This window comes from Bradyrhizobium sp. AZCC 1721, assembly GCF_036924715.1.
GTDB lineage: Bacteria > Pseudomonadota > Alphaproteobacteria > Rhizobiales > Xanthobacteraceae > Bradyrhizobium.
Window position 1 is genome coordinate 1,159,952 of record NZ_JAZHSB010000001.1, and the last position, 17,309, is coordinate 1,177,260.

General features: G+C 62.9%; 16 protein-coding genes and 1 tRNA gene. 7 read left to right on the forward strand and 10 right to left on the reverse strand.

The features are described 5' to 3' along the window. Positions 1 to 193: 193 nt before the first annotated feature. Positions 194 to 934, forward strand: coding sequence for a hypothetical protein (locus V1273_RS05575; RefSeq protein WP_334366628.1), 741 nt, complete (start codon positions 194 to 196; stop codon positions 932 to 934). Between the two features lie 175 nt (positions 935 to 1,109). Further along, positions 1,110 to 2,216: an IS110 family transposase gene (locus V1273_RS05580; protein WP_334383034.1), complete on the forward strand. Its 1,107-nt coding sequence runs from the start codon at positions 1,110 to 1,112 to the stop codon at positions 2,214 to 2,216. Between the two features lie 697 nt (positions 2,217 to 2,913). Here the strand turns inward: V1273_RS05580 and V1273_RS05585 are convergent. Next, positions 2,914 to 3,681 (reverse strand): alpha/beta fold hydrolase, encoded by a 768-nt coding sequence (locus tag V1273_RS05585; RefSeq protein WP_334408969.1) that lies wholly within the window; start codon positions 3,679 to 3,681, stop codon positions 2,914 to 2,916. Positions 3,682 to 3,940: 259 nt separating this feature from the next. Beyond that, positions 3,941 to 4,408, reverse strand: a complete 468-nt coding sequence (locus V1273_RS05590; RefSeq protein ID WP_028350462.1) for an Hsp20 family protein — start codon at positions 4,406 to 4,408, stop codon at positions 3,941 to 3,943. A gap of 232 nt (positions 4,409 to 4,640) precedes the next feature. Here V1273_RS05590 and V1273_RS05595 point away from each other — a divergent pair, with 232 nt between their 5' ends. Beyond that, the gene (locus V1273_RS05595; RefSeq protein ID WP_334366630.1) at positions 4,641 to 5,588 is read left to right on the forward strand and encodes an alpha/beta hydrolase; all 948 of its coding nucleotides are present in this window, start codon (positions 4,641 to 4,643) and stop codon (positions 5,586 to 5,588) included. Between the two features lie 176 nt (positions 5,589 to 5,764). On the opposite strand, the gene V1273_RS05600 is transcribed toward V1273_RS05595, so the two are convergent. Together V1273_RS05600 and V1273_RS05605 are read right to left on the reverse strand one after the other, a co-directional pair. Next, positions 5,765 to 6,436: a hypothetical protein gene (locus V1273_RS05600; protein ID WP_334408970.1), complete on the reverse strand. Its 672-nt coding sequence runs from the start codon at positions 6,434 to 6,436 to the stop codon at positions 5,765 to 5,767. Positions 6,437 to 6,586: 150 nt separating this feature from the next. Then, positions 6,587 to 8,401: a tetratricopeptide repeat protein gene (locus V1273_RS05605; protein WP_334366632.1), complete on the reverse strand. Its 1,815-nt coding sequence runs from the start codon at positions 8,399 to 8,401 to the stop codon at positions 6,587 to 6,589. A 197-nt stretch (positions 8,402 to 8,598) separates the two neighbouring features. On the opposite strand from V1273_RS05605, the gene V1273_RS05610 reads away from it, so the two are divergent. After that, the gene (locus tag V1273_RS05610; RefSeq protein ID WP_334376926.1) at positions 8,599 to 9,249 is read left to right on the forward strand and encodes a LysE family translocator; all 651 of its coding nucleotides are present in this window, start codon (positions 8,599 to 8,601) and stop codon (positions 9,247 to 9,249) included. A 4-nt stretch (positions 9,250 to 9,253) separates the two neighbouring features. On the opposite strand, the gene V1273_RS05615 is transcribed toward V1273_RS05610, so the two are convergent. Further along, positions 9,254 to 10,006 (reverse strand): sulfite exporter TauE/SafE family protein, encoded by a 753-nt coding sequence (locus V1273_RS05615; protein ID WP_334366633.1) that lies wholly within the window; start codon positions 10,004 to 10,006, stop codon positions 9,254 to 9,256. Between the two features lie 185 nt (positions 10,007 to 10,191). On the opposite strand from V1273_RS05615, the gene V1273_RS05620 reads away from it, so the two are divergent. Beyond that, entirely contained in the window at positions 10,192 to 11,085 is an 894-nt protein-coding gene (locus V1273_RS05620; protein WP_334408972.1) for a LysR substrate-binding domain-containing protein, read from the forward strand. A gap of 45 nt (positions 11,086 to 11,130) precedes the next feature. Here the strand turns inward: V1273_RS05620 and V1273_RS05625 are convergent, their stop codons facing one another. The 4 genes from V1273_RS05625 to V1273_RS05640 all read right to left on the reverse strand — a co-directional run bounded on the left by V1273_RS05625 (position 11,131) and on the right by V1273_RS05640 (position 14,826). Further along, on the reverse strand, positions 11,131 to 12,099 hold the full coding sequence (locus V1273_RS05625; RefSeq protein ID WP_334408974.1) for a Bug family tripartite tricarboxylate transporter substrate binding protein: 969 nt from the start codon (positions 12,097 to 12,099) through the stop codon (positions 11,131 to 11,133). A gap of 148 nt (positions 12,100 to 12,247) precedes the next feature. Continuing rightward, positions 12,248 to 13,027, reverse strand: coding sequence for a histidinol-phosphatase (gene hisN, locus V1273_RS05630; RefSeq protein ID WP_334383700.1), 780 nt, complete (start codon positions 13,025 to 13,027; stop codon positions 12,248 to 12,250). 590 nt (positions 13,028 to 13,617) lie between these two features. Continuing rightward, positions 13,618 to 14,505: an N-formylglutamate amidohydrolase gene (locus V1273_RS05635; RefSeq protein WP_334408977.1), complete on the reverse strand. Its 888-nt coding sequence runs from the start codon at positions 14,503 to 14,505 to the stop codon at positions 13,618 to 13,620. 48 nt (positions 14,506 to 14,553) lie between these two features. Further along, complete coding sequence (locus tag V1273_RS05640) at positions 14,554 to 14,826, reverse strand: hypothetical protein (protein ID WP_334408978.1); 273 nt, start codon at positions 14,824 to 14,826, stop codon at positions 14,554 to 14,556. Between V1273_RS05640 and cpdR the strand changes: the two genes are divergently transcribed. Beyond that, positions 14,825 to 15,184: a cell cycle two-component system response regulator CpdR gene (gene cpdR, locus V1273_RS05645; protein ID WP_027539837.1), complete on the forward strand. Its 360-nt coding sequence runs from the start codon at positions 14,825 to 14,827 to the stop codon at positions 15,182 to 15,184. The genes V1273_RS05640 and cpdR overlap by 2 nt on opposite strands. 134 nt (positions 15,185 to 15,318) lie before the next feature. Beyond that, positions 15,319 to 15,393: transfer RNA gene (locus tag V1273_RS05650), tRNA-Val, on the forward strand. A 116-nt stretch (positions 15,394 to 15,509) separates the two neighbouring features. On the opposite strand, the gene V1273_RS05655 is transcribed toward V1273_RS05650, so the two are convergent. Beyond that, positions 15,510 to 17,273, reverse strand: coding sequence for an adenylate/guanylate cyclase domain-containing protein (locus tag V1273_RS05655; RefSeq protein ID WP_334408979.1), 1,764 nt, complete (start codon positions 17,271 to 17,273; stop codon positions 15,510 to 15,512). Positions 17,274 to 17,309 lie beyond the last annotated feature (36 nt).

Here is a 17,309-nt window from a genome sequence, read left to right on the forward strand (position 1 = left end):
TCCTCGCCCGCATGCGGATCGGCGTCTGGTGGCCAGGGGGAAAAGCCAGCCGCTGGAGTTTGCGGCAGCGGCGCCCCGATCCGGCCCAAGGACCGCCGGATTTCGCAATGAAATTCGCCCTGGGCCGTCGGTGAGTGAGCAAAATGCTCCGGTTACGGTCCGGAGGCTGCGGGGTTTACAGGAGCTTTCGGTGATGAAGTTGTTCACGGGATCTTTGGCGGCGGGACTGGTCCTTCTTGTGGGCGGCGCGCAGGCGCAGGTGCCCGGGCCTTATGAGATCGGGCGCTCGCCATACAGGGCGGCATCGGATTTCGACGCTCCCTATGCCGTGGCACCGCAACCGGTTCCCGGGCCGTACGACGAGCCCGGGCCGCGCTACGGAGCCGCGCCTCAGTATGGATACGGTCCGGGACTGTTGCCGTCGACGGAAGTCTATTCCGTGCTGCGCGATAACGGATTCTCGCCGCTTGGTATCCCGAGGCTGCGCGGCATCGTTTACACGATTGCGGCGCTCGACCGCGGCGGCGAGGACGGCCGGCTGGTGATCGACGCACGCAACGGCCGGATCATCCGTTTCGTGCCGTCCTCCCGGATGGGCGACAATTTCTACGAAGAGCACAGCGCGCTTCCGGCAACTCAGGGGGCTCCGCCGCCGCAGGCCCATGCGCCGGCCACCCCGGCCAATGTCCAGGCCGCGCCGCGGCCGCAGCGGCCGGCTTCCCAGGCGTCAAGCCGCGCGGTGCCGATGCCGAAGGTCAGTCCGATTGCCGCCAAACCTGCATCGGCGCCGGTCAAGCAGGCCGCCGCGCCTGCGCCGAAGCCGACCGAAGCGCAGGCCGCAGCGTCGCCGGCGGTGACGGGTTCGGTCCCGGCCAAGCCCGCGCCGCAGATTGCGCCGACGCAGGCGATGCCTGACGTGCAGGGGCTGGAGTAAAGCTATCGTCGTCCCTGCGAACGCAGGGATCCATAACCACCAGCGGTCGTTTTGCGAACGGCATCTGCCATATCGCGCAGTTGATAGATCACGCGGTATGTTGGGGTGGACGGCCCCCGACGGCATCGATGTGCCAGAATGAGGTCGGTAAAGATCTCAGACAAGGGAGCCGTCCATGAACGATATTATCCGAATTGGTGTCGACACGTCCAAGAGTGTTTTCCAGCTGCATGGCGTTGATGCGGCCGAGCGGCCGGTGCTGCGCAAAAGGCTGCGCCGGCGCGATTTCCTGAGCTTTTTCGGCAAGCTGCCGCCGACCGAGGTCGGCCTGGAAGCCTGCGGCGGGGCGCACTACTGGGCGCGCGAACTGATGGCGCTGGGACATGAGCCGAAGCTGCTGCCGGCGCAGCACGTGAAGCCGTATGTCCAGCGCAATAAGAACGACAAGCAAGATGCCGACGCGATCTGCGAGGCAATGAGCCGGCCGCGCATGAGCTTCGTGAGGGTCAAGAGTGTGGAAGAGCAAGCGGCGCAAATGTTGATGACGATGCGCCAGCGGCTGATCGACTATCGCACGCAGCTCATCAACACCATCCGCGGTCACGCGGCCGAGTTCGGCCTCGCGGCCGCCAAAGGGCCTGCCCATGTCGAGCCGCTGCTGACGCGCATTGCCGAAGACGGAACGGTGCCCGCGCTTGCCAAAGAGCTGTTCGCCATCCACGGTCAGGAGTACGACCGGCTGAGGGGTGAGCTGCGCGAGATCGAAGCGAAGCTGAAGGCCTGGCACCGGCAGAACGAGATGAGCCGCCGCCTTGCCGAGGTCGATGCCATCGGCCCGATCGGCGGTTGTCTGCTGACGATCAAGGCTCCCAATCCGCAGGTCTTCCGCTGTGGCCGCGACTTTGCGGCCTGGATGGGCTTGACCCCGAAGGATCATTCTACCGCAGGTAAAATGCGGCTCGGCGTCATTACCCGCGCCGGCGATGAGAGCTTGCGCCGCACCCTGGTGGTGGGCGCCACCTCGGTGATCAAGCAGGTTCGCAAAGGCAAGGCTCATCCCTCGCCCTGGCTGCGCGATCTGGTGGCGCGCAAGCCGCCGAAGCTCGCCGCCGTGGCGCTCGCCAACAAGGTGGCGCGCATTGCCTGGAAACTGATGGTCAGCGGCGAACGCTACGACGCGGCACGCGCCGGCATCGTCTCTCCGAGGCCGAGTGTAGCGCCGTGCTCGCCTCGTCAAGGCCGCTGCGCGCCGCCTGCGGCGGTGGCCTTCGGCCAGCCTTGACAACCCTGCGCGCGGCGCTCAACAGCGGCCGCCATCGGAGCAACGACCCAATCTGGGCCTCGCCCACACAACAAGGTGACCACATGACCTTCAACTGACGCAGATCAAAGCTTCGGCGTGAGGGTAACTTCACGCTGCAGGCCGAAGCTTGCTCGAGAACGGAAGATGGACCTGATCGATCGATCACAGTCACGAGGCAACACTCCGTGGGACCCATTGGTGCAAGACACCGCCACTATGTTTGGAGCTCGTATTGTGGACCCCATCTTGGCAGCGGTCATGTGCGACCGCATCAACAGACCGGACATATGGCCGCAATCGCTTCGATCGAACCGCGTTCCGCCTCTTGCAAGCAGGGGGCCGTCCACATATGGGTCCCTGCGTTCGCACTAGGGCATGCACACTTGTTGCGCCGCAAATACTCATGAAAAGCCAAGGGTTTTTGCACTTCTCAAGTGTTGCGACGTAGTTTTGCTGCGCACGCTCTCCACCCCACCGAAGCGCTGGATTCCGATCTTGCGCGAAAACGCCAGCCTCGATTCCAAAATTTCGATGAGCTCGCATCTTCGATTCTAAAATTGCATATGAAGCCTGAATCGCACTGCAACATGTGTGCATCCACTAGTGCGTTCGCAGGGACGACAACAATACAAACGCCCCGGTTTTCCGGGGCGTTTCCTTTTCCGCGCTATTCGTGCTAGCCGGCGGCGGCCAGGATCAGGTCGGCGACCTTGTCGGCCTGAGAGACTAGCGACAGGTGGCCGGCCTCGAGTTCGACCGTCGTGGCATTCATCCGCTTGGCGAGATACCGCTCGAGATCGGGATTGATGGTGTAGTCCTGCTTCGACACGGCGTACCAGCTCGGCTTGCTGCGCCAGGCGGCCGCGGTGGTGCGGCTGGCGAACAGGGATGCAGCGGTCGGCTCCTGCACGGCGTAGAGGACTTCCGCCGTCTTCCGGTCGACGCCGTTGGCGAAATATTTCAGGAACGCGTCTCCGGACAATTTGGTGAAGCCGTCATGCTCCTGAACGCCGGCGCGCGCCGGCCCCGTTGGAAATTTCTGCGAGAGCGCCACGAAGTCCTCGCCCGCATCGGGCGCGCGGGCCGCGACATAGACCAGCCCCGTGACCTTCGGGTCGGTGCCGACTTCGCTGATCACGGTGCCGCCCCAGGAATGCGCCACCAGCACAGTCGGCCCGTCCTGCTGCGCCAGCGCGCGGCGTGTGGCGGCCACGGAATCTTCCAGCGACGTCAGCGGATTCTGGACCGCCGTGACGTGAAGTCCCGCTGCCTGCAGCCGTGGAATGACTTTCGACCAACTCGATCCGTCGGCCCAGGCGCCGTGCACCAGCACGACATTTTTCACCTTGACCGGTGCCGCGGCCTGCGCCGGCGTGGTGAGTACGCCAAACGATCCTGCAAACACACTGGCGGCGAGCGCCGCAACAATCTGTAACTTCGCCATCGATCTCTCCTGATTGGATATGTCTGTTGAAGTGCTGGGTGCAAAGTGAGTACGTCGCCGAACTTCAAATGTTACGCGTCTAGGTGCCGCTGATACCGGGGGCGCGCGGTCAAGTAGTCATCGTCGAAGCGGACATCATTTAAATTCGCTGTTAATGAGCGCAGCCGGATTGCGCCGTCTTCGTCATGCGCGCACAAAAAAACGCCCCGGTTGCCCGGGGCGTTTTCGCGCTCAGCCAATACCGGCTGAACCTACCGTGTTACGCGGCGACGGAAGCGTCGACCACCTGCGGGGCCTGCGCGCCCGAATTGATCGGAATGCTGCGCGGCTTCTTGGCCTCGGGGATCTCGCGGACGAGATCGACGTGGAGCAGGCCGTTCTCCAGCGAGGCGTTCTTTACCTGCACGAAATCGGCAAGCTGGAAGACGCGCTCGAAGGCGCGCGCGGCGATGCCGCGGTAGAGCACTTCGGATTTGTCCTTGCCGTTCTCGTTGGCGGTTTTCTCGCCCTTGATCGTCAGTGTGTTTTCCTTCGCGACGATCGAAAGCTCGCCCTGCGAGAAGCCGGAAACCGCAACGCTGATGCGGTAGGCGTTCTCACCGGTGCGCTCGATGTTGTAGGGCGGATAACCGGGGCTGCCGTCGGAGGTCACCTGATCGAGCAGGTTGAAGAAGCGGTCGAAGCCGACGGTGGAACGATAAAACGGGGTAAGATCGTAGGTACGCATAGGATAGTCCTCCATTGAGCGACTGTTGCAATAACCCGCCCGCCATTGGGCCGGGCTTTAGTCCCGTGCAGCCTCAGTTTTTGGAGCCTTGGGCTTTGGTTCCGAAACACTGGCAGTGGCCTGCACAGAAGTGATATGGGAGGGGTGAAACGGCGTTCAAGAGGGCCGAAACAGGCCCTTTTTTACGCTCCCGCCTTGATTTTTAGCCCTTTTCACCTAGCCGGTTCCCGTCATGACGCTCGTCTCCATCCCCGCCAATCCGGTTCCGGAGGACGTCGTCTCGGGCATCATCAAGACGCCCGACGGCGCGGAACTGAGGTTCGCGCGCTGGGCGCCGCCGGCGGGGCGCAAGGGCACGGTCTGCGTCTTCACCGGGCGCAGCGAGCAGATCGAGAAATATTTCGAGACGGTGCGGGACTTGCGCGATCGCGGCTTTGCAGTGGCGATGATCGACTGGCGCGGCCAGGGGCATTCTTCGCGCCGCCTGCGTGATCCGCGCAAAGGCTATGTCCGCGACTTCTCCGATTTCGAAGTGGACGTCGAGACCTTCGTGCAGCAGGTGGTGCTGCCGGATTGTCCGCCGCCTTATTTCGCGCTGGCGCATTCGATGGGCGGCGCGGTCATGCTACGGGTGGCGCATGCGGGAAAGCGCTGGTTCGACCGCATGGTGCTGTCGGCGCCGATGATCGATCTGCCGGGGCGCACGACGTCGTTTCCGACCCGGGCGCTGCTTCGGACCATGCGGCTGATGGGGCAAGGCGGCCGCTACGTGCCCGGCGGCAGCGATGCGCTGACCGGCACGGAATCCTTCATCAACAACCCCTTCACCAGCGATCCCGTGCGCTACGCCCGCAACGCCGCGATCCTGGAAGAAGACCCGACGCTGGGCATTGGCTCGCCGACGGTGGCCTGGGCCGATACCGCGTTCAGGGCAATGAATACCTTTCGCGGCGTGAACTACCCGTCCGAAATCCGCCAACCGATCCTGATGCTTGCCGCCAGCAACGACACCATCGTTTCAACGGCGGCGATCGAGGAATTCGCCTATCACTTACGCGCCGGCTCGCATTTGGTGATCGCAGGCTCCAAGCACGAGATCCTGCAGGAGCAGGACCGCTACCGCGCGCAATTCTGGGCCGCATTCGATGCGTTCGTGCCGGGCACGCCGCTGTTCAAATGATTGCGCAAGTACGCGCCGGCGTGCCCCGGATGCTGCGCAGCGCCATAAGCGCGTTCACGCGCGTCTTCAACGCGCTATGGCGAGCGGCGTGGTGCGCTGCTGATCCGGGCCCCATAAGTAGGTCCCGGCGCTGCGGAGCAGCGTTACACGCCGCACCGCGTCCGGGACACGAGAGCTCACATCTTGGCGGCCGCCGGCTTCGGCAGCCGTGCCGTGATCCGCTCGGGCAGCCGCTTCTCGACGAACAGCGTTCTGACCTCGGCGACGCTGAGGTAGCGCGCCTCGCCTTCGCCCTTGCCGAGGATTTTCAATAGGACCGGCCACTCGCCCTTCATCAGGATCGGGAAGTACCAGCGGGCTGCATCGTCGCGCTTGATATTGTCTGCCATGAAGGCCTCGATCTCCTTCGCTGTCAGCCCGATCTCGATGCCTCCAGCGGGATCTTTGCAGTCCTTGCCGAAGCTGGCGAGCCGTTCGATTTGGTCTTCGTGGACGTTCGCTTCGGCGTCGAGAATGCGTGAACCGCCGCCATGCTTGTCGAGCGGGCCGTTGCGCAACTCGTCGAGCACGGCGCCAGACGTTGCGCTCTTGAATACGCGCAGCGGCCCGAGGCCGTTGGCAATGACGGCGACCATCCAGGCTTTCCGCCGCACCTCTTTTTGGGCCGAGCCGGTTTCGCCGCTGGCCAATCCGATCATTTCGGAGAGTTGCGAGAGCGGCACGACGTGGCCGTCGATATAGCCGTTGGCGACCAAGGCGCGCAGGAAGGGACAGGGATTATTGGGCGAAACGGGAGACTGCCCGGCAGGCGCAGCGCCCGGGGCGGTGGCAATGTGGTGGTCTGACATGGCTCAAATCCTCAAAGGCGCCGAATATGAAAAATGGCCTGTCACCGACGCGGAGCGGATGACGGTTTTGAAAAGAAAATTCGGCGGGGGCGCTACTTCAGGGTGTGGCAAGTTTTGGCGGAATTCGACGCGGTGTCAACCGACACACGCTCAGGAATCTGCGGCAAGCTTTGGCGAGGATTCGACGAGGGTCAATCTGGTGAAGGGGATGCCGGCTTTCACAAGGCCGTCGCGGTAGTGCGCGACGTCGGCCGCCGACTTCCAATGAAAGTTCCGCAAGTACCGGTCGACGGTCAGGTTTGGATAGTTGCTCAGCAGAACCTTGGCCGCGCTCTCGGCTTCCGCGGTTCGTCCCAACTGCGCGAGCGCTGCCGCCCGTATCGCCAGCGCCTGGAGATGATTGGGATTCACATAAAGCTCTTCGCGCGACCAGGACAGCGAAGCGTCGTATTGCCCGAGCAGGTAATGGCTGAACGCGTTGACGGCGGCCCATTGATATCGAGGGTCGTTGTTGCCTTGCTGCGCCGCCATCGTAAACAGTTCGATGGCTTGCCGGTGTTCGCCACTCATCAGATGACAAAAGCCGAGCACGCCGCGAGCACCCATGTCGTACGGATTGAGCCCGACTGCGCGCTTTGCGGCATCCATTGCCGCCTCGTAGTGTCCTTCGACAGCGTGCAGATAGGCCAGAATCTGAAATGCGAAAGACGAGCGGGGATCGAGCCGGACGCTGCTCTCCGCAAGACACATCGCGGAGTCCCACAATTCGCGCGTGCTCTTGATCCATCCGAACTGAATGCCCTGGATCTGGATGGTAGCGAGATAGGCGCGTGCGATCGACAGCGTCGGATCGAGCGCGATGGCTTCCTTGAACAGGCTGATCGAGGTTTCGTAGTCTGCCTTGGTGTGCAGGTAGTAGTAGGACAGCCCCTTGAGGAAGCGATCCCAGGCGGTGATGTCGTTCGAAGAGGAGCGGGGCGGGGCGGACGCTTCCGCCCGGTAGATTTCGGCCGCGATCGCCGCCGACAGGCTGGTGGTGAGCTCGTCCTGCATCGCGAACAGATCGCCCATGTCACGGTCGAACCGGCCGGTCCATAACTGCTCGCCGGTTTCGGGCGCGATCAAGTCGGCGGTGACGCGGATCTTGTTGGCGGCGCGGCGCACCGAGCCCTGGATCAGGTAGGTGGCATCGATCTCGCGCGCGATCAGGCGCGTGCTCACATTCTTGCCCTTGAACGAGAACGTCGAGTTGCGGCTCAGTACCCGATAGAACGATTGCAGTGATAGCGCGTGGATCAGGTCCTCGGTCAGCCCGTCGGAAAAATACTCGTCCGCGCTTTCGCTCAAGTTCGTGAACGGCAGCACACCCACGATCGCGGTGCGATATTGGGCAGGCAGGTTGGTAGCCGATGTCTCGGACGCGGCCTTGGGTGCCGGGCCGACGGCATCGGCCCCCCCGGGCTGCCAGGTCCAGACATGGATCGGCTCCTCGATGTTCTTGAACCGGTAGGGACCGGCGTCGACGAATGTGACGCTGAGGCGCTTGCCCGCTTCATGGCAGGCCTTGCCCGAAACCGCCACGCCGCCGGGGGCGGCAACCGATTCGAGGCGGACCGCAATGTTGACGTCATCGCCGAACACCTCGTCCTCGTCGGCCATCACGTCGCCCATGTGGATGCCCATGCGAAACTGCATGGCGCGATCGGCGGGCAGGTGCTCGTTGCGTTCCGCCATCACCATCTGCATCGCGACCGCGGCCTCGATGGCGCCGACGATAGAGGGAAACTCCAGGAGGAAGCCGTCGCCGGTGTTCTTCACCAGACGGCCGCCGTGATTGAGGATGATCGGATAGATCGCGCTTCGATGGGCCTTGAACGTGGCGTGCGTCCCCGCCTCGTCGGCTCCCATCATTCGGGAGTAGCCGGCGACGTCAGCGCAGACGATGGCTGCCAGGCGTCTTTCCATATCCCCACTATATCCCCAATGACACCCGAACGGGCAGGATAACCACTACGCGGTCAGCCAACCAATTCCAATGTTTATAAAATATGCGCAATCTGGTGGAAGCCCGATTTGCTCATGATAGTACTGCAATCCCTAAGGGATTGGCATGTGCGCAACAGGGCTGCTGGCGCCAAGGGAACCGTCAAATGATGATAGAGATGCTCGGCATTCACCAACTCTGGCTATTCATCCTCTCGGGCCTGTTGCTCAATATCACCCCGGGGCCGGACACGGCCTACATTATCGGTCGCAGCATCCAGTTCGGATGGCGCGGCGGGGCGGCGGCAGCGACCGGAATCAGTGCCGGCTGCCTCGTTCACGTGTTCGGCGCCGCCATCGGCCTGTCGGCGCTGTTGATGGCGTCATCTGCCGCTTTTGCGGTCCTGAAATGGGTCGGCGCCGCCTATCTGCTGTTTACGGGTGTCCAGATGCTGCTATCGCGTTCGCGCCCGCTGGCGGAGGCGGGAGTGGCAGGCAATGGCTCGGCAGGCAGCGAGACATCGCTTGCCCGCGTGTTCTGGCAGGGCGCCCTGACCAACGTGCTCAATCCGAAGGTGGCGCTGTTCTTTCTGGCGTTCCTGCCGCAGTTCGTGGCGGCGGAGTCGGCCCACAAGACCTTGGCGTTTCTGGTGCTCGGCCTGATCTTCATCACCAGCGGCACGTTGTGGTGTTTTTGCATCGCCGCCTTCGCGGCCCGGGCCGCGGGCCGTATCCGGCAATCGGCCGGCGCGGTGGCGTGGATCAACCGCGCACTCGGCGGGCTGTTCGTCTATCTCGGTATCCGCGTGGCGATGCTGGAGGCGCGCTGATGCTTCAGCCGTGGATTTTCACGAAGGCGCTGCCGGCGAGGTAGAGACCGAGCAAGATCATCGCGATCAGGAACCAGCGGCGGAACACGTCCGGCTGCATGCGATTCCGCACCGCCTGTCCGATGAACATGCCGGCAAAGGATGCCACCATCGCGACCGCGCCGGGCAGCGCAGTTGCCGCCGTCAGCAAGCCCGCGGTGGTGAGATTGAAGGCGAGCGCCACCGTGGCGACGGTAAAGAACACACCGAGCGCCTGCACCAGCTCGTCCTTCTCCATCCCGATCGCCTGCAGATAAGGCATCGACGGAATCACTTGAACGCCGGTTGCGGCCGACACCACGCCGGTGATCAGACCGACGATGCCGCCGATCCATTTCTCGTCGCGGCGTGCGACCTTGAAGTGAAGCTTGCTGAGACCGAGGATCGCGTAGATCACCAGCAGCGTGCCGAGAACGACGGTGCCATAGGGCGCGTACGGGCCGGTCAACAGTCCCGCGTTCAGCCAGATGCCGGCGACGGTGCCGGCCATCAGCGGCCACAGCCGCCGCATGATGTCGCGCAAATACGGGCCGCCAAAAGTCTGCCAGATATTGGTGACGATCGCCGGCACGATCACGATCGCAATCGCCTGCGCCGGCGGCATCGTCACCGCGAGCAGGCCCATCGAGACCGTCGGCAGGCCGAGCCCGATCACGCCCTTGATGAAGCCGGCCAGCAGGAAGGCCGCGGCGATGAGAATGAGCATGGAATCGAACATGGGTCGGACCTTGACCCATTGGCGCATCGGGCACAATCTGGAGATTACGGAGACAGCCTTCGGGAAAAGCGAATGCTGTCTGGTCTCCGTCATTGCGAGGAGCGACAGCGACGAAGCAATCCATCTATCCCCGCGTGGAGAAGTGGATTGCTTCGCTCGCAATGACGGCTCCACAAGGAATCCCCATGCGTTTCGATCTGGTCGATCTTCAGCTCTTCATAGCGGTCGCCGAGACGCGAAGCATCACCAATGGCGCGCAACGGGTCCATCTCGCGCTGGCGTCGGCGAGTGAACGGATCAAGGGCCTGGAAGAAGCGCTCGGTGTTTCGCTGCTGAGGCGCGGCCGCCGCGGCGTCGAGTTGACGCCGGCCGGCGAAAGCCTGCTCGACCATGCCAGGATCGTGCTCCACAACATCGAGACCATGCGCGGCGATCTCGCCGACTTTGCCCGCGGCATGAAGGCCACCGTCCGCTTCCTCGCCAACACGTCCGGGCTTTCGGAATATCTGCCGAAGACGTTGGCGGGCTTTCTGGCTGCACATCCTCACATTTCGATCGATGTCGAGGAACGCGAAAGCAGCGAAATTGCACGCGCCATCGTCATCGGTGCCGCCGATCTTGGGCTTGCCGCCGAACACGCGCTTGCAGACAATATCGAGCGGATGCCGTTCAGCGAGGATCGGTTGGTGCTGGTTGCCGCGCGGAACGACGAACTGGCTAATCGGCGGCAGGTCGATTTCGCCGAAATAGTGGAGCGCGATTTCGTCGGCTTGATCAGTTCGATCGCGCTGCACGCCCATGTCAGCGGACACGCCGCGCGTCTCGGTGCGCGGCTGCGCTTTCGCGCGCGGCTGAACAGTTTCGATGCAATCGGCCGGATGGTCGCCGCCGGCATCGGGATTGGCGTGATGCCTGAAGTCGCGGCAAAGCGATGCGCGCGATCGATGAAGATCAATGTCATCAGGATCAGGGACTCCTGGGCCAACCGGCGGCTCGTGATCTGCGCCCGGAGCTTTCGGGCGCTGCCCAAGCCCGCGCAGCAATTGGCCGAGCACCTGCGCAAATCTGCGCCACGTTGAACTTGTGAGGGAGCGCGAATGCTGAAGGTCTGGGGAAGCCCGGCGTTACTTGCCGGTGGCGAGGCCGGCAGCCTTGATGACGCGCGCCCACTTTTGGGCCTCGGTTCCGATGTAGTCGCGAAAATGCCCCGGCGTGTTGCCGGCGACTGTCAGGCCTTGATCTGCAAGCTTCTGCTTCACCTGCGGATCATTCATCGCCTCGTTGGCGACGCGGTTCAGGGTGGCGACGATCGCCTCGGGCACTCCGGCCGGCGCGATCATGCCGTACCAGTTTTCGATCAGGAGATCCGGCATGCCGACTTCCGCGGTGGTCGGCACCTCAGGTGAGGTGGACGCACGTTTCGGCGCGCCAAGGGCAATCGGGCGCAGGCTGCCTGCCTTGATATGCGGCAGCAGCACCGGCAGATCGAGGAACGCCATCTGCACCTGCTGGCCGAGCAGATCGTTAATGGCGGGCGCGGCGCCCCGGTAGGGCACGTGCACGATGTCGATTCCGGCTGTCTGCTTGAGCAGTTCACCGGCAAGGTGCGGCATGCCGCCGACACCGGCGGATGCAAAATTGAGTTTTCCAGGCTGAGCCTTGGCGAGCGCGATCAGTTCCTTCATGTCGCCGGCGGGCACGTTGCTGGCGACGACCAGCATCTCCGGCACTGTCGTCACCAGCGTGACCGGCGCAAAATCCTTCGCCACGTCGTAGGGCACCTTTTCCATCGCCGGGTTGATGACCAGCGCGCTCGCGCTCACGATGCCGATCGTGTAGCCGTCGCGCGCCGCCTTTGCGACCGCATCCGTGCCGAGCACGCCGCCCTGGCCGCCGCGATTGTCGATCACGATCGGCTGCTTTGTGATTTCCGACATGCGCTGGCCGACCAGCCGCGCGATGATGTCGTTGGGACCGCCGGCCGGGAACGGCACGATCAGCTTGATCGGTTTGCTCGGGAAATCCTGCGCTGAGGACGGCGTCGGCAACAGCAGCAGCGCCAGTCCGGCAAGCAGCTTGCTCAGCGGTCTCATGAATGCTCCCGATCCCGCATCTAACGTGCGTGTTCGGGGCATCGTACGCGATGAAGCGCTCAATACAAGGTCCCGTCGATTGCAGCGGGAGCAAAGCAGCAGTTCGTCGGTACGCGCGCGTCTTACCAAACGCTGGGTGTAGCCGTCTCTAGCTATTCAGCAACTTCAGCGTGGCCTCGTGCACCCGGGCGTCGCCGGCGGCGACGATGCGGCCGCCGCGCTGGGCGGGGCCGCCCTCCCAATTGGTAACGACACCGCCGGCGCCGGTGACGATCGGGATCAATGCCGCGATGTCATAGGGCTTGAGTTCGGTCTCGACCACGAGGTCGAGATGTCCGGCCGCCAGCATGCAATAGGAGTAGCAGTCGCCGCCATAGCGCGACAGCTTCACCGCATTTTCGACCCGGCCGAAGATCTCGCGGTCGGCGGCGTTCATCAGCAGCGGACTGGTCGTGAAGGAGGTCGCCTCGTTCAGCGACCCGCAGCGGCGCACCGTCAGCCGGCGCTCGCCGGATGGCCCGGAATAATGCGCTGAGCCGCTATCGCCGGAAAAGCGCTCGCCGATATAGGGCTGGTGCATCATGCCGAACACCGGCGTGCCCTTGTGCAGCAGCGCGATCAGGGTGCCCCAGATCGGAAATCCCGCGATGAACGATTTGGTGCCGTCGATCGGATCGAGCACCCAGACATAGTCGGCATCCTCGCGCTCGTTGCCGAATTCCTCGCCGACGATGCCGTGCTGGGGGAAATTGGCTTTGATCAGGCGGCGCATGACCGCCTCGGCGGCGCGGTCGGCCTCGGTGACCGGATCGAAATCGCTGGCGCTCTTGTTGTCGATCGAGAGTGAGGTTCGGAAGAACGGCAGGATGGTCTCGCCCGAAGCGGTAGCAAGGCGCCCGATAAACGCTGTAAAATCGATGACCGTCACGGCTGTCCCTTACCGCACTAGAAATGCCGTCTCTTGCCTAGCCCAATCCGGGCTGCCGCGCATCGCCAACGGCACGTTATTCCCATTCGTCTTGCCAACGGACTTTCGAATCGGCTTTCGAAAAGGCTTCGTTTCAGGCGTGGATTTTTGGTTAGCGCGGCCATCACGAAGTTGCGATTTTTGGCATACCAGCACTGCAATAAGCATGGAACTGACGCGGCTCTTGCCTTAAGTATTTGATATTGTTCAGCTAAAAGACAAAACTCGCCGGTGTTGCCGATTGGCCAGACTGACCCGGTTTGCACCGGAAGAGATCCGAAAACCCTTGCCTTTTGTGCAGCGCGGCCGCATATTGTTGCGGTGCGGTAGCGCCTCGCGCTATCGCTGCCCTCCTTGGGCGTTTCCTCCCTAGACTTGGGCCGCTTGTTCATTCAAGCGGCCCTTTTTTCTTTTGGGGTAGACGTCATTCCGGGGCGCGAAGCGAACTCAGATGCGCAATCGCGCATCCTGGAATCTCGAGATTCCCCGATGCGCAATTGCGCATCTGAGGCCTGGTCCTTTCGGACCATCCCGGAATGACAATCTGACTTCTACTCCGCCGCCGCCTGGAACGGGCCGAGGTCGCCGAGCGGCACCTGTGCCAGCGCGTCCGCCAACATCGCGAAATCAGTGACCACCTGGGCAAAGCGCGGGCTGCGCTCCCTGCGCCGCTCGTCCATGTAGATCGCACGGTTGAGTTCGAGCTGCACGGTGTGCAGGCCGCTCGCAGGGTTGCCGTAGTGCTCGGTAATGAAGCCGCCGGCATAGGGCTTGTTGCGGCCGATCGAATAGCCAAGCCCGCTCATGATGTGCTCGACGACATCGGGCAAAAGGCTCGCGCAACTGGTGCCATAGCGATCGCCGATCACGATATCGGGCCGCCGCGGCTCGTCTCTGGACACGCCGACCGACGGCATCGAGTGGCAATCGACCAGGATCACGGTCCCGAACGCCTGATGGGCCTTGTTGATCAGCCGCCGCAGCGCGCGGTGGTACGGCTTGTAGAGCGCCTCGATCCGCCTCAGCGCGTCATCGACGGAAAGCCGCTCGCGATAGATTTCCTGCCCGTCGCCGACCACGCGCGGGATGGTGCCGAGGCCGCCGGCCACCCGCATCGAGCGGGTATTGGCAAAGCTCGGCAGGCGGCCGGTGAACATCCGTGGATCGAGTTCATAGGGCTCGCGGTTCACGTCGACATAGGAGCGGGGGAAATTGACCCGCACCGTCGGAAAGCCCTGGTCGCTCAGACCACCGATCAATTCGTCCATGAACGAATCCTCGGAGCGGCGCAGCGCGGCGAGGTCGATTCGGGAGGCGTTGAGGAATTCGGACGGGTAGACCGAGCCGGAATGCGGCGAGTTGAAGATGATCGGCGCCCGCCAGCGCTCCGGCTCCACGATCTCGAAGGGAGGCGACAGTTCGCCATCTAACTGGGTCATCGTCGGGCGCCGTCCCTTGAATGTCCGCATTTCCCCTCGGGTGGCCGGTCATGCGACCGATTCTGCCGGAAGGGCGGGTATTGTAAGGATGCATTGTCCGTAATCGTAATCATTCTGCCAAGCGAAAAAAGCCACGGTTCTTCTGGAAGGTGTCGTAAACGCCTGAAAAGCGCCGCCTTGATCGATCCTGATGCGCGCCGCTACAAAAATAGCACCGCCCGCTGCCGCCAAGAAGCCGTTACCTTTCACCCGAAATTTACCCTCTGTCGGGCTTAGTGGGCGCAATGATCCTCCAAGCCAGGTTCGACGACTGACCGCCATGCACAAGATCCTCCTCGCCGAAGACGACAACGACATGCGACGTTTCCTGGTCAAGGCGCTGGAAAACGCCGGGTTTCAGGTCTCGCCCCACGATAACGGCATGTCGGCCTATCAGCGGCTGCGCGAGGAGCCGTTCGAGATGCTGCTGACCGATATCGTGATGCCCGAAATGGACGGCATCGAGCTAGCGCGCCGCGCCTCGGAACTCGACCCCGACATCAAAATCATGTTCATCACCGGCTTTGCCGCGGTCGCCCTGAATTCCGATTCGGAGGCACCCAAGAACGCCAAGGTGCTGGCCAAGCCGGTTCACCTCCGCGAACTGGTCAGCGAAGTGAACAAGATGCTGGCGGCCTGATTCGGCGGCTATTTCGTTCGAAAAGGCACCAGAAATTAGTCCCGAGCATCCTTGCCCGGGCGCTTTGGAGCCGATATACGGACCCCACCCAATACGAATAAAGCTGGAGCGGGATGACAGGTCATCCCATTCCGGGGCGCGTAGCTCAGCGGGAGAGCACTACCTTGACATGGTAGGGGTCACAGGTTCGATCCCTGTCGCGCCCACCAGCCTTCGCTTGCTTCGCAAGCTACGGCTCGGCAAGCCACGCGGAGACCGTCAGGTCGAAGCGTGTCGGGCGCAGCTTGAACAAAGTGAAAGCGAAGATGGACTGCTGGTCGCAACCTCACGCCGGTAATCCGGCCTTGAGCAGGCCCGCCTCGTGACGCGCCCGATCGGCCTCATGCTTGTAGTGCTGGGTCGCAAGATAGGCGGTCACCGAGAAACCCGGCTCAAGCTTCATGACCTCTGCTGCATGCGCGCCGGCCGCAACGGCGTCGCCCATCTGCGCGAAGATGGCGGCGAGGAAGGCGTGATGGGTGAAGTCGGGCCGCGTGATCCGCGCGAATGCCTCTGCGGCTTCGGCAAATTTCTCCGCGCAATAATACGCGCGACCGAGGTGGCTCCAGAAACGCTCGGGGTGGAACGGGTTGAGGCGCATCGCCTTCTTGATCCAGTCGATCCCTTCTTCCGGCCGCCCCAGCCAAGTCAGAAACTCGCCCTGCTGCACCACGACGATATCGTAGTTGGGATTGAGCGCGAGTGCCCGCTCCTGATGGTAGGCCGCCCTGTCATGATCGTCGCGCGTCAAGTTCACGGCGGCCAGGATGCGGTGAACGTCGCTGTCATTGTCATCGAGCGCCAGCGCAATCTGCAACTCGTCAGCTACCTGCTGGAAGGTGGCGTCGCGATCCTCGCACCATCCGTAGACCCAGGTCTGGCCCAGCACGCACGCCTTCCAGGCGTGGGCGTGCGCATAATTCGGATCGAGCGCGATGGCGCGGTCGAGCAGGATCTGGGCCTGCGCATTGTCTTCACGCCGTGAGCGGTGGTGCAGGACTTTGGCGGCGAGCACGCATTCATAGGCTGCCATGTTGTCCGGCCGCTTGCGCTTCGCCCGTTCCTGCGTGGCGGCCTCGACGCGGCCGGGAAGCGTGGCAACGATCGCCCCGGTCACCTCATCCTGGATGGCGAAGATATCCTCGAGCTTGCGATCATAGCGTTCGGCCCAGACATGCCGGTCGGTTTGCGCGTCGATCAACTGCACGGTGACACGGACGCGATCGCCGACCTTGCGTACGCTGCCCTCCAGGACATATTCGACGTCGAGTTCGCGTGCGACCTCCTGCACCTTTACGGCTTTGCCCTTGTGCACGAAGGTCGAGTTCCGCGAGATGACGAGAAGGTCGCGGAAGCGCGACAGTTCGGTGATGATGTCCTCGGTGAGGCCGTCGGCAAAGAATTCCTGCTCCGGATCACCGCTCATGTTGACCAGCGGAAGCACAGCGATGGACGGCTTTCTGGTAACGGACGTCGCCGCCGAGCTATCCTTGCCACTCTCGGTCGCTGTGGTTGCTGGCTCAAGCCGCACCCGAAAGACGTGGATCGGGCGGCTGATATTCTTGACGCTCTGCTCGCCGAGATCCTCAAATGCGATCTCGTCGAGCCGATCACCGACTTGGTCGCGCACCGCCCCCGAGACGCATATGCCGCCCGGCTCGGCGAGCACCTCGAGCCGCGCCGCGACATTGACGCCGTCGCCAAAAATGTCGTTTTCCTCGATGATGACGTCGCCCAGATTGATGCCGATGCGGAACTGAATCCACCGTGCCGGCGACACGTCGGCATTGCGCCGCATCATCCTGCGCTGGACTTCGGCGGCGCACAGCACTGCGTCGGCAACACTATGGAATTCGACCAGCAGGCCATCGCCGGTAGTCTTGATAATGCGACCGCGATTCTTGGCGATGGCCGGATCAATCAGTTCAAGCCGGTGGGTCTTCAGGCGTGCGAGTGTCCCTGCCTCGTCGACCTCCATCAGCCGGCTAAAGCCGACCATGTCGGCGGCAAGGATTGCTGCGAGCCTTCGCTCGGGTCCAGGCGTTTCCATTTTTTCGCCTCGCTGGCAGGCAGTCTAGCAGATTTG